The sequence below is a fragment of the Ihuprevotella massiliensis genome (assembly GCA_900095835.1).
Classification (GTDB): Bacteria; Bacteroidota; Bacteroidia; order Bacteroidales; family Bacteroidaceae; genus Alloprevotella; species Alloprevotella massiliensis.
In genome coordinates, this window is sequence record LT608321.1 from 2295368 (window position 1) to 2308980 (window position 13613).

The following is a 13613-nucleotide window of genomic DNA, read 5'->3' on the forward strand; positions in this document are numbered from 1 at the left end:
TCTAATGACTAAAACGCGTCTAAAAGCAGCCTCGAGGCGAGCGTAACGCAGTGTAGACGAAGCCGAGCAGAAAGGGTCTGCGACCCTCTAATCTCTAATGATTAGCGTCTTGTATTCTAGAAATTCATAAACACATAAACTTATATGTCCAAAAAGATTTACACCCTTGCAGCCGCTGCGCTGCTTCTCTTTGGGGTTAGCTCATGCAGCACCCTCAACGCCCTTAGCCAAAACCTCAATACGGGCAACACTGGCACAGCTCTCGCAGCAGGGGGCAACATCCTCGACAACCTCCTCGGTTCTGTCCTCGGCAGCCAACCCATCACCGAGCGCGAACTCGTGGGCCGTTGGGGCTACACCGGTGTGAGCACCGTTTTTGAAAGCCAAAACTTCCTCGCCCAAGCTGGTGGCGTGGCAGCAGCTGGCGTGCTCGAAGCCAAACTCGATGAAAACCTCACTCGTTTTGGTTTCAAGAAAGGCAGCACCACCTTCGTTTTCAATGCCGACCACACCTTTGAAGCCAACCTCAACGGTATGCCCATCAGCGGCACCTACACCCTCGACCCCAGCAAGAAGGTGCTCCACCTTTCCCTTCTCGGTGGTTTGATGAATTTCCATCCCCAAGTTGTGCGCACCGCTTCTGGTATCAGCATCCTTTTCGATAGCGACAAACTCCTCTCCCTCCTCGGTGCCGCCAGCAAAATTGCCGGTAGCGTGGCAGACTCTCGTTTCAGTTACGTAAGTTCTTTGCTCACCAACTACAACGGCCTCAAACTCGGTCTCAAGCTCCGCAAATAAGCCGCGACTTTCACTGCCAGAGCGACACGCGCTGTTCTTAGTGTTTGAGTATCTTAGTGCTCAAACTCCGAGCCTTTCTGCTCCTGCGATACTTAGAGCATTGTGTTCAAACTCCGAACATCCTGTTTGAGAAATCCGAACATCTTGTTTGAGAACTCCGAACATCTAGTGCTCGATATGCAGAACAGCTCCGTCGCCTCTCGAGTGAAGTAACAAAACCAATGCCCCCTTTTCGGGGGCATTTTTTGTATCCCTACCGCAGCGCAGGCTGTATTTCTCCAAAAATGTTGCGCATTCTTCCAGCAATTCTCCCACGTTATTGTGCCATCTTTTCCCACATTGTAAGATAACCTTCTCGCATCATTCCGCATTTTCCCTACATCGTCGAGCGTATTCCCCACATTATAACGCATTTCCCCCTCTATTTCCACGCATTTCTTATAGCACATTGCCCCCGAAAGGGTATATTTCATTCTTTATTCCGTGAAATTATCCCCGAAAGGGTATAAAGTATTTATTATCCTCCCTCCTAAACACAACAACTCCCGATACTTCGCAATGAGGTATCGGGAGTTGTTTTTAGACTTTAGATGTTAGACATTAGAGCCATGCGGAGGAGAGTCCAACCGCGCTAGCCCTCTAAAGTCCTAAATAGACATTAGACGTTAGACGTTAGACATTAGAGCCATGCGGAGGAGCATCCAACCGCGCTAGCCTTCTAAAGTCCTAAATAGACATTAGACGTTAGACGTTAGACATTAGAGCCATGCGGAGGAGCATCCAACCGCGCTAGCCTTCTAAAGTCCTAAATAGACATTAGACGTTAGACGTTAGACATTAGAGCCATGCGGAGGAGCATCCAACCGCGCTAGCCTTCTAAAGTCCTAAATAGACATTAGACGTTAGACGTTAGACATTAGAGCCATGCGGAGGAGCATCCAACCGCGCTAGCCTTCTAAAGTCCTAAATAGACATTAGACGTTAGACGTTAGACATTAGAGCCATGCGGAGGAGCATCCAACCGCGCTAGCCTTCTAAAGTCCTAAATAGACATTAGACGTTAGACGTTAGACATTAGAGCCATGCGGAGGAGCATCCAACCGCGCTAGCCTTCTAAAGTCCTAAATAGACATTAGACGTTAGACGTTAGACATTAGAGCCATGCGGAGGAGCATCCAACCGCGCTAGCCTTCTAAAGTCCTAAATAGACATTAGACGTTAGACGTTAGACATTAGAGCCATGCGGAGGAGCATCCAACCGCGCTAGCCTTCTAAAGTCCTAAATAGACATTAGACGTTAGACGTTAGACATTAGAGCCATGCGGAGGAGCATCCAACCGCGCTAGCCTTCTAAAGTCCTAAATAGACATTAGACGTTAGACGTTAGACATTAGAGCCATGCGGAGGAGCATCCAACCGCGCTAGCCTTCTAAAGTCCTAAATAGACATTAGACGTTAGACGTTAGACATTAGAGCCATGCGGAGGAGCATCCAACCGCGCTAGCCTTCTAAAGTCCTAAATAGACATTAGACGTTAGACGTTAGACATTAGAGCCATGCGGAGGAGCATCCAACCGCGCTAGCCTTCTAAAGTCCTAAATAGACATTAGACGTTAGACGTTAGACATTAGAGCCATGCGGAGGAGCATCCAACCGCGCTAGCCTTCTAAAGTCCTAAATAGACATTAGACGTTAGACGTTAGACATTAGAGCCATGCGGAGGAGCATCCAACCGCGCTAGCCTTCTAAAGTCCTAAATAGACATTAGACGTTAGACGTTAGACATTAGAGCCATGCGGAGGAGCATCCAACCGCGCTAGCCTTCTAAAGTCCTAAATAGACATTAGACGTTAGACGTTAGACATTAGAGCCATGCGGAGGAGCATCCAACCGCGCTAGCCTTCTAAAGTCCTAAATAGACATTAGACGTTAGACGTTAGACATTAGAGCCATGCGGAGGAGCATCCAACCGCGCTAGCCTTCTAAAGTCCTAAATAGACATTAGACGTTAGACGTTAGACATTAGAGCCATGCGGAGGAGCATCCAACCGCGCTAGCCTTCTAAAGTCCTAAATAGACATTAGACGTTAGACGTTAGACATTAGAGCCATGCGGAGGAGCATCCAACCGCGCTAGCCTTCTAAAGTCCTAAATAGACATTAGACGTTAGACGTTAGACATTAGAGCCATGCGGAGGAGCATCCAACCGCGCTAGCCTTCTAAAGTCCTAAATAGACATTAGACGTTAGACGTTAGACATTAGAGCCATGCGGAGGAGCATCCAACCGCGCTAGCCTTCTAAAGTCCTAAATAGACATTAGACGTTAGACGTTAGACATTAGAGCCATGCGGAGGAGCATCCAACCGCGCTAGCCTTCTAAAGTCCTAAATAGACATTAGACGTTAGACGTTAGACATTAGAGCCATGCGGAGGAGCATCCAACCGCGCTAGCCTTCTAAAGTCTAACGTCTAACCTCTAACGTCTAATAAGGCTCTGCGAGCCTTACGCCTTCACGCGGTTTTGGTAAGAGCCATCGCGAGTGTCCACTTCCACGAGTTCACCAGTTTCGATGAAGAGAGGCACGCGGATTTTCGCACCCGTTTCGAGGACAGCATCTTTGAGCGTGTTGGTGGCAGTGTCGCCGCGGAGACCAGGTTCGGTGTAGTCAATCTTAAGCACCACCTTGATAGGCATTTCAGCGTAGAGGATAGTTTCAGTAGAAGCATCGCTCACCACCGTCACCACATCACCTTCCTTCATGTATTCCACACCCGTGATGAGATCGCGAGCGATGGGCACTTGGTCGAAAGTCTCTTGGTTCATGAAGAGGTAGTCCTCACCCTCTTGGTAGAGATATTGGTAAGGACGGCGTTCCACGCGCACGTCTTCGAGCGATTCACCGATGTTGAAACGCTTTTCGAGCACACGGCCGCTCACCACATCCTTCAGCGTGGTGCGCATGATAGTGTTACCCTTACCGGGCTTCACGTGGAGGAAGTCGATGCAGAAGTAGAGTTTGCCGTCCATGCGGATGCAAACGCCCTTCTTGATGTCCTGAGATTTGATCATACGAATGATTTTATTATCTTGAGTAGAGTTTATAAATCGAGTGTGTCGCCATCCCTTGAGAGGGAGCTGTTTATTTTCGAGCAATCAGCGTGTTCGTCTCCAACGACACCGCGCAACTGCCCTGCAAATTTACAACATTTTTCCGAGCTGACCACAACACTGCCATTTTTTTTAGGAACATCCGCCCCAGTCCCAGCCCCTTGCAGCCCAGTGCTCACCGCAAAAAACCCCCCTTTCTGTCCAATCTTTCGAGAAAATGCCCCTTGAAAATTTGGTGAAATCAAAAAAAATCTTTTCTTTCGCGTAAATATACCCATATCTCTCCCTTGCATCTTCCGACAAGGGCGAAATCATCATCCACAGCTCATGTCACAAATGCCCAATACCCCCATCAGTGCCCTCCAACAACGCGACGAACTCCATGCTGCCATCTGGCGCATCGCCGACGACGTGCGAGGAGCCGTAGATGGATGGGACTTCAAGCAATATGTCCTCTGCACCCTCTTCTATCGCTTCATCAGCGAACACTTTGTGCAGTATGTCGATCCCGATGGCTCGTCCGACTATCTCCACATGGACGAAGCAGCAATCGACCCAGAAGCCATCGAAGAAATCGTCAACGCCAAGGGCTATTTCATCCGCCCCGCGCAGCTCTTCGCCAACATCGTGGAGCATGCCAACACCAATCCCAACCTCAACACCGACCTCGCCGCAGCCTTTGCTGCCATCGAGGCTTCGGCAGTGGGACATCCCTCAGAACCTGCCATCAAGGGGCTCTTTGCTGACTTCGACACCACCAGCACCCGCCTCGGCACCACCGTCGAGGAGAAAAACCGTCGCTTAGCTGCCGTGCTCACTGGCGTGGCAAGCCTCAATCTCTCCAATTTTGCCGACAGCGAAATCGACCTCTTTGGCGATGCCTACGAGTTTCTCATCAGCAACTACGCCCAAAGTGCCGGTAAGTCCGGAGGAGAGTTTTTCACCCCCCAACAGGTGTCGAAGCTCCTCGCACGCATCGCCACCCATGGTCAAGCGCGCATCAACAAAATCTACGACCCCGCTTGCGGCAGCGGTTCGCTCTTGCTCCAAGCCAAGAAGCAATTTGACAATCATCTCATCGAAGAAGGCTTCTTCGGGCAGGAAATCAACCACACCACCTACAACTTGGCGCGCATGAACATGTTTCTCCACGCCATCAACTACGACAAGTTTCACATCGCCCTTGGCGACACCCTCCTCCGCCCAGAGTTTCGCCGCGATCGTCCCTTCGATGCCATCGTCTCCAACCCTCCCTATTCCGTGAAGTGGGTGGGCAAAGACGATCCCACCCTCATCAACGACGACCGCTTTGCGCCTGCTGGCGTGTTGGCTCCCAAAAATAATGCCGACTTTGCCTTTGTGCTCCACGCTCTCGACTATCTCTCTGCCAAGGGTCGCGCAGCCATCGTCTGTTTCCCTGGCATCTTCTATCGCGGTGGTGTGGAACAGAAAATCCGTCAATACCTCGTCGATCAGAACTATGTGGAGACCGTCATCGCTCTTCCTGCGAATTTATTCTACGGTGCAAGCATTGCCACCAACATCCTCGTGCTCTCCAAGCACAAGCGCGACACCCGCGTGCAGTTCATCGACGCTTCTTCTGCCGATTTCTACCAGAAGTCCAAGAAGAACAATTCCCTCACCGATGCTCATCTCGACAAGATTTTCACTCTCTTTGCCGAGGAGGTGGAGGAAAAGCACGTGTCGCACTTCGCCACCTTTGAAGACATCGTGGCTGCCGACTACAATCTCTCAGTCAGCACTTATGTGGAAGCGCGCGACACCCGAGAGCAAATCGACATCGACCAACTCGAGAACCGCCTCACCGAAGTCGTAGCTCGCATCACCACCCTCCGCACCGAACTCGACGACATTGTCAAAACCCTCCGTTCGGCATAGTGGCACGACATGGCAGTGCGCTGCCATAAGCATAAAAAGTGCAATCAATTAGTGTGGCACGAGGGAAAGCCACTGATTTCAGTTGCGTAACAATGAAAAATATGACGATGAAAGGTGCAAATTTCTTAGAAAAACTGCTCGATAATCAGCCGGTGGAATGGAAGAAGTTAGGGGAGGTGTGCAGAATAGTTGGCAGAATAGGTTTTCGAGGATATACAAGAAATGATATTGTAAATAAAAGAGAAGGGGCTATTTCTATAAGTCCAACCAATATACAGAACCAAATTCTGAACCTCTCCCCCGAAGTTTCTACTTATATTTCGTGGAGTAAATACGAAGAATCTCCAGAGATAATGATAGAGGAGGGGGATGTAGTTCTTGCTAAAACAGCATCTGTTGGAAAAGTTGGATTAGTACGCAGTCTTCCAGAGAAGGCTACTATAAATCCTCAGATGGTTGTACTAAAAGATATAACTTGTAGTCCTGCTTATTTGTACTACTATCTTACAGGTACTAAGTTTCAAACGAAGATTAAGTCTATTGCAGGTGTTGGTTCTGTACCCAATATCAGTCAAAGTAAACTAGGTACTATAGAAATCCCCATCCCTCCTCTTTCCGTTCAATCTCGTATAGTGGAGATATTGGATAAATTCACTTCGCTGGAAGCGGAGCTGGAACTCCGCAAGAAGCAATACGCCTACTACCGCGAGCAACTTCTTAACTTCTCTTATACCCCCCCAGTGAGTTTAACGTAGTTTATAGAAAACTTGGGGAGGTGTTCATTACTCGCAATGGATATACCCCTTCAAAGAGCAACCCAGAGTATTGGGAAGGTGGAACAATTCCTTGGTATCGTATGGAGGACATCCGAGAGAACGGAAGAGTATTGAGCGATGCTTTGCAGCATATCACCCCTAAAGGTGTTAAAGGAAACAGATTGTTCAAAGCTGATTCTATTATACTAGCGACTACTGCAACAATAGGAGAACACGCGTTAATCACCACAGACGCATTGTGCAATCAGCAACTTACCAATTTTGAAATAAAAGAAGATTTCAAGGATAAACTACTTTCCAAGTTTGTGTTTTACTATTTCTATGTTATAGATGATTGGTGTAAGAAAAATGTCAATGTGAGTAGTTTTCCGTCAGTCAGTGTTCCTAAATTAAAGAATTTAGATTTCCCCATTCCCCCTCTCTCCGAGCAAGCTCGAATTGTGGAGATTTTGGACAAGTTCGACACCTTGACCAACTCCATTTCAGAAGGATTGCCCCTAGAAATCCAACTACGCAAGCAACAATACGAATACTACCGAGAACAGTTATTAGATTTTAGACGTTAGACGTTAGAGCCATGCGGCAATGAACGTCCTGCGCTAGCCCTCTAACTTCTAACGTCTAATATCTAGAATCGTCCAACTGCGCTAGCTTTCTAATGTCTAACGTCTAACGTCTAATGTCTAAAAAGGGTCTGCGACCCTCTAACGTCTAATGTCTAATATCTATACCCCCACCGCACCGTTCAATGATCCGATTGCCGAGAGCAATCACTTCATCGTGCTCAACGAATATGTGAGAGCCCGAGATCTCAGAGAACCCGCAGCGGGCTACCAAAGCGAGAAAGATCTCGAGGACGACCTCATCCGCGACCTCCAAACCTTGGGCTATGAATATCTCCCACAGCTCAACAACCCCGAGGCACTCCTCAGCAACGCGCGCACGCAACTCGAAAAACTCAACAATCTCACCTTCACCGACTCAGAGTGGGAGCGATTTCTCGTGGAGTATCTCGACAAACCCGGGACGCCCACCATCGAACAAACCCGAAGAGTGCAGGTCAATCACATCTGCGACTTCAAATTCGACGACGGACATTTGCAAAACGTCTACCTTGTGGACAAAGACAACGTGCGCCGCAACCGCCTGCAAGTCGTCCACCAGTTTGAGCAAAAAGGCACCGTGGCAAATCGCTACGATGTGACGATATTGGTCAACGGTATCCCCATGGTGCAAGTGGAATTGAAAAAACGTGGAGTCAACATCCGCGAAGCCTTCTATCAGGTGCACCGCTACAGCAAAGAGAGTTTCAATGCCGACCGCTCCCTCTTCAAATATCTACAAATCTTTGTCATCTCCAACGGCACCGACACGCGCTATTTTGCCAACACCACAAAGCGTAACAAAGACTCCTTCGACTTCACCATGAACTGGGCACTGGAGGACAACTCGCCCATCAAGGATTTGCAAGACTTCACTGCCACCTTCTTTCAGCAAAACACCCTCCTCCAAGTTCTCTTGCACTACACCGTGCTCGATGTGTCGGACCATCTGCTCATCATGCGCCCCTATCAGATCGCTGCCACCGAGCGCATCCTCTGGAAGGTGCGTTCTGCCTATATGAACAAGGTGAAGAGCGGACCCCAATCGGGCGGCTATGTGTGGCACACCACCGGCAGCGGCAAGACGCTGACGAGCTTCAAGGCAGCGCGACTAGCCACCCAACTCGACTTCGTGGACAAGGTGTTTTTCGTGGTAGACCGCAAAGACCTCGACTATCAGACCATGAAGGAGTATCAGCGTTTTCAGCCCGACAGCGTGAATGGCAGCATCGACACCCGAGCCTTGCGCGACAACTTGGAGAAGCAGGACAACAAAATCGTGGTGACCACGCTGCAAAAACTCAACATCCTGCTCAAGAAGGAGAGTGCGCTGCCCATCTATCGCAAGCACTGTGTCTTCATCTTCGATGAGTGCCACCGCTCACAGTTTGGCGAAGCGCAAAAGAACCTCCAAAAACGCTTCAGCCACTACTATCAGTTTGGCTTCACCGGCACACCCATCTTTGCCGAAAATGCCCTCCAAGAGGGAGAAACCACGGCAGCCGTGTTTGGTGCGCTCCTCCACAGCTACAAAATCACCGATGCCATCCGCGACGACAAGGTGCTCAAGTTCAAAGTGGACTACAATGAGGTGCGCCCAGTGCCGGTGCTCTTCCCTCCTTGCGATGCGATGATGGCTCAGCCCACGGCAGCTGCTCCCGAAGGCACCAGCGAGAATGTGGGAGAGGGTTCAAAAAACGTTGGAGATTTTCCAAAAAACGTTGGAGATTTTTCTGAGAACGATGGAGAAGATTCCTCAAACGATGGATTTTTTGCTGCCGAAGCAGCCACCTCGGGCGTGCCAGCCTATCGCATGGCAGAGCGCGTGGACGATTTTGAAAAGCTCTCCAATGCCGATGTGCAAGCTGCACTGATGCACCCTCGCCGAATTGCCGAAATCTCTGCTTACATCCTCAAGAATTTCAAAAACAAGACCCACCGCATGGTGTCGGGCGTGCAGGGATTCAATGCCATGCTGGCAGTGAGCAGTGTGAAGGCTGCTCGTCTCTACTATCACGAACTGAAACGACAGATGACCGCGCGAGGCATGAATCTGCGCATTGCCACCATCTTCAGTTTTGCGCCCAACGAAGAGCAGAGTGGGAAGGGCGACATCGTGGACGAAACGTTCAACCCCAACGAGATGGATGCCTCTGCCAAGGAGTTTCTCATGCAGGCAATCAAGGACTACAACCTTATGTTTGGCACCAGCTTCACCATCGATAGCGAGGGATTTCAAAACTACTATCGCGATCTCTGCCGACGTCTCAAACACGATGCCAAAAGCCAGAAAGACCTAAAGGAAGCGCACCGCCCATGGTGGGAAGAGCGTGTGGATTTGGTCATCGTGGTGGGCATGCTCCTCACCGGCTTTGATGCGCCAGGCATGAACACCCTCTTTGTCGACAAGAATTTGCGCTACCATGGTCTGATTCAAGCCTTCTCACGCACCAATCGCATCTATGACGGCACGAAGACGTTTGGCAACATCGTTTGCTTCCGCGACTTGGAAAATGCCACAAAAGAGGCGCTCCGTCTCTTTGGTAAGAACCAGACGGAAGACCCAGTGACCACCGTGCTCGAACGTGGCTATGAGGATTTCCTCAAGGGCTATGACGATGAGCGCGGACACCACCACAAGGGCTATGTGGAAGTGGTGCAGCAGTTGGAGGAGCAATTTCCCGACCCCACAAACCTGGTGGAGGAGCAGGACAAGCGCGCTTTTGCTCACCTCTTCGGGCAGTATCTCCGTTTGGAAAATGTGTTGCAAAACTTCGATGAGTTTGTGCAGTTGCGCGAGTTGCACGAGTCGATTCCCGCAGGCGATGCCAAGGCGCTGGAGGAGTTTCAACAGACCAACGGCATCTCTGACGAAAAACTCGAGGAGATGCAGGCTGTAGTGGTGCTCACCACGCGCAGAGTGCAGGACTGCACGAGTGTCTATCACGACATCCGCGAGTGGATCAAGCGAGAGCGTGAGGAGAAGAAGCAGTCTTCGCTCAAGGTGGACTGGGACAATGTGGTGTTTGAGGTGGATTTGCTCCGCTCTCAGGAAATCAATCTGGACTACATCTTGCACCTGATCTACGACTACCACAAGATGCACAGCGAGAAGGCGGCTCTGATCGAGGAGGTGCGCCGTGTGATTCGCGCCAGTCTGGGACAGCGCGCCAAGGAGAGCTTGATTGTGGACTTCATCGAGTGCACGGATCTCGACTCCATCGCAGAGCGCGAGGACATCATCCCAGCGTTCTACGAGTTTGCACAGCAGCGCCGCGACGAAGAGCGCGACCAGCTTATTGCCAACGAGGGTTTGCGCTCCGAAGCTGCGCACCATTTCATCGACTTCTCCCTCCGCCGTGGCTATGCCTCCAATCAGGGCACGGACTTGGATGAGATTTTGCCTTTCAAGGTTTCTCCACTCGACCGCAATTCTCGCGCTAAGCGCAATGCGGTGTTGGAGCGCATCTCTGCCTTCGTGGAGAAATTCACCGGCATCTAGCATGCTGCTGCGCATGGGTTGATGCTTCTCTTGTGAGAATGTGCCTTCTCGTTTGTGGAGATGTGGCTCTTCTCTTGTAGGAAAGGTGAATTCTCTTGAGTGGGAAGTTCCTCCGCTTTGCGTGGTGTAGGCGGCTCTTATTGCGACTCACGTTTGCCCCAGCAATAACTTTCTCTCATCAAGATGAGAGATGATGGGTGGCTCATGTTTGTCCCCTACATCAGTGATGCTAAACTTAGCGGTGTCACGATGTAGGGGACATTGTTTTGGTGCTATTGCTATCTGCTGAACTTCAAAACGGCACAAAAAACTATCCGAAGTCCTTGAGAAGGGAATGCGACTTCGGGTTTACTTTCCTAAAAAGAATTCTGCAATGCTTATTGAAGGGCATTGTGGAAAAAGAAATAGTAGTGAAAAATCTTAGGTGTAATCACTTTACGGCATCTTTTATTGCAGTCTTCAAGTTTGACAGTCTATCTAATTTGCAATATTTGGAATATTGATACTTCCAATTTTCCTTGGTTAAACCCAAAGACAACGATAGTTTTTTATTTGAGAACTTGCTAATATATGGAATCAGATAATCTTTGCCTGAAACATACCTCAAAAGACTATCGTAACAATCAGGAAACAGGTGTCCCTTATCTTTTATAATCTCATCTAACTCTTGATCTGTTATTCCTTTATTTTTCAATTGACTGCTGATTTCTGCTATTTCCTTGTCAATACTTAAGTTGTCTATCTCGCCAACTTTGGATAAGAAATGGGTGGCATGTTTTACTTGGAATCTATCTAATAGTTCTTGGGATATTGAGAAATATCGGAATAATTTCATGAAAGGAACTATTGCCGCTTCCATTATTTTATTATAGTTGACAATTTGTTTAATTTCTTCTTCGCCGTGTTTATAATCTAATTCATCGTAAACTTTATAATAGGCTTCTTCATCAATTACATAATTTTCTATACAGTAGCAGTCAAGTACAAACAGATTCTCTTCCCTTTCCTTAGGTTTTGTCATGTTGTATATATCTCCATCTATTATATACAGCTTAGGGAAAGTGCTTTTATCATTTCTGCAGGCTTTAACAACCTCTTCGCAACTGCCCAAAGGGTAAATGTCGTTTATTGTAATATTAGTGTCATCTAGAAGCCGTTTAAGTAGTGTTACATAAAACTTTTTGTCCTTATCGCAATCTTCTGTATAGATATTTATAGTGTTGCGGTATTCGGTAAATATAGTAGAGGCCTGTCGTACTTCAGTAGAAAATTCTATTCCCATTTTTGAAACTTTGTTAGGTCCTCACACATTTCTTTTCTTTCAGGTTTAGCAAGAATGGCAGGTGCATGAGTTGCTATAATAAATTGTGTTTCAGGACTAGCTTGTAGCAGTGCATCTATAAAAATTTCTTGCCAGCTTATATGCAAGGACAATTCAGGCTCGTCAATAATTGCTATGTAAGTGTCTCTACTCGGCTTGAAAAAAACTATATGTGCAAATAGAAGAATTAGTTGTTTTTCTCCAGAGGACAAATCGAAGATAGAGTTATTTTTCTGGTTGTTTTTGAATCTTATTTTTATTTCTCCTCTCTCATCCACTTCGATTTCTTTGCCACTTTCCTCAAAGAATAAATTTACGCTATTTGTAAATCTGTTTATAGGAGCTTTTAAATTTTGGATGTTATTAGCGTATGCTTCTGCGTATTTTATTATTTTGTCTATTTTGTCTAGCTGAGAACGATTAATCATCCATTCAAGCAAAGCATTATAATACGCAGGATTGGGCGTTCTATCTTCTTTTAAACCTGAAGTTTGGGTTAGAATTTTCAAAACATCTTTCATGCCGTTGAAATAGCTTGAAAAACGAGTCATCAAATCTTTCACATCAAGATTTTGAACAACGTCATTTAGACTTTTTTGACGAATATCCAGGTTGGAAAGTTCAGCTTTATAGTCTATATCTGTAATTGAAATGTTCTTTTCCACTTTAAAAGCTTCCTCAAATACTTGTCTTTTAAAAAGATCCGATAATTTGAATTGACTTTGCGCCGTTCTTCTTATATTATTATGGAACATTTCTTGTATTTCATATAGCGCATTATCAACAGAATCCGATAGTAATTCGATTTGCTGTATCTTCCTTCGATATATAAACTCACTTTCTATAGGATGGAGGTTGTTATTTTCTACTATTCTCCTATTTAAACCTAAAAAGAGGGGAGTTCTTAAATCTTTGATCTTTCTTACAGCTTCTAAATCATCAAAATCACTAATAACTCTGTTCAGTTTTTCGAAATCGACAAGGTGGCGCTCATTACGATACTTGTTTACGTTGCAAAGAACTAATGGTATCTTATTAGAAATTTTATTTCGTTTAGAGTCTAAATATTCTATCGTTAAAGTGTGACTATCTTTATAACAACAAATAGACTCTACAAAATGGTCCTCCTTGACGGTAAATTCAACAGAAATAGTTGAAAATTCGATTTGTGCAAGATCTAAATAAGATGGAGTTAAGAGCCCTTGAAGAAGTTTCAAAACAGTTGTTTTGCCAGAACCGTTTATTCCTATCAGAAATGTTAGTCCATCACGAAAATTAATACTATGATTTTGATAACCACGTATCTTCTCTCCTTTGAAATTAATTAGTTTCATACCTATTCTTTCATTTGAATTATTGGTGTTTAAGGCTGTTTGTACATCATTTTCACGAATCTCTAATATTAGTCTGCTGTCGTAGAAGAGTTTCTCTTATCTATCCACAACACACACTGCGATTACTTTTTCCGATGCATCGACAGCTACTTCTGGTTGCAATTAATAGAGCAGTTCTTATGCAAAGAGTAAGAGAGAGTGATTACAACTTCTCTCTAGATACATTGTTTAGTTAATCCTGCAATATGGGAGCTGATTCTATTTTTTGCAT

9 protein-coding genes are annotated in these 13613 nt (G+C 46.8%); 5 read left to right on the forward strand and 4 right to left on the reverse strand.

Features of this window, described 5'->3' with window-relative positions; translation table 11 throughout:
• The first annotated feature begins 144 nt into the window (after window positions 1–144).
• Entirely contained in the window at window positions 145–798 is a 654-nt protein-coding gene (locus BQ2633_RS09225) for a lipocalin-like domain-containing protein (RefSeq protein WP_075566644.1), read from the forward strand.
• A 2504-nt stretch (window positions 799–3302) separates the two neighbouring features.
• Here BQ2633_RS09225 and efp read toward each other — a convergent pair.
• Window positions 3303–3869 carry an elongation factor P gene (efp, locus tag BQ2633_RS09235; protein WP_075566647.1) on the reverse strand — a complete coding sequence of 189 codons (567 nt, stop codon included), beginning with the start codon at window positions 3867–3869 and terminating at the stop codon, window positions 3303–3305.
• Window positions 3870–3898: 29 nt separating this feature from the next.
• Window positions 3899–4186, reverse strand: coding sequence for a hypothetical protein (locus tag BQ2633_RS09240; protein WP_141700190.1), 288 nt, complete (start codon window positions 4184–4186; stop codon window positions 3899–3901).
• A gap of 49 nt (window positions 4187–4235) precedes the next feature.
• Between BQ2633_RS09240 and BQ2633_RS09245 the strand changes: the two genes are divergently transcribed.
• The 4 genes from BQ2633_RS09245 (at window position 4236) to BQ2633_RS11355 (ending at window position 10687) form a co-directional block, all read left to right on the forward strand.
• Entirely contained in the window at window positions 4236–5807 is a 1572-nt protein-coding gene (locus BQ2633_RS09245; RefSeq protein WP_346048537.1) for a type I restriction-modification system subunit M, read from the forward strand.
• Window positions 5808–5899: 92 nt separating this feature from the next.
• Complete coding sequence (locus BQ2633_RS09250; protein ID WP_075566651.1) at window positions 5900–6562, forward strand: restriction endonuclease subunit S; 663 nt, start codon at window positions 5900–5902, stop codon at window positions 6560–6562.
• A 20-nt stretch (window positions 6563–6582) separates the two neighbouring features.
• The gene (locus BQ2633_RS09255) at window positions 6583–7149 is read left to right on the forward strand and encodes a restriction endonuclease subunit S (RefSeq protein ID WP_075566653.1); all 567 of its coding nucleotides are present in this window, start codon (window positions 6583–6585) and stop codon (window positions 7147–7149) included.
• 148 nt (window positions 7150–7297) lie between these two features.
• Entirely contained in the window at window positions 7298–10687 is a 3390-nt protein-coding gene (locus BQ2633_RS11355; protein ID WP_141700191.1) for a type I restriction endonuclease subunit R, read from the forward strand.
• A gap of 430 nt (window positions 10688–11117) precedes the next feature.
• Here the strand turns inward: BQ2633_RS11355 and BQ2633_RS09270 are convergent, their stop codons facing one another.
• Complete coding sequence (locus BQ2633_RS09270) at window positions 11118–11969, reverse strand: DUF4435 domain-containing protein (protein ID WP_075566655.1); 852 nt, start codon at window positions 11967–11969, stop codon at window positions 11118–11120.
• Window positions 11960–13342, reverse strand: coding sequence for an AAA family ATPase (locus tag BQ2633_RS09275; RefSeq protein WP_075566657.1), 1383 nt, complete (start codon window positions 13340–13342; stop codon window positions 11960–11962). Before BQ2633_RS09275 ends, BQ2633_RS09270 begins: the two co-directional genes overlap by 10 nt.
• Between the last annotated feature and the right edge of the window lie 271 nt (window positions 13343–13613).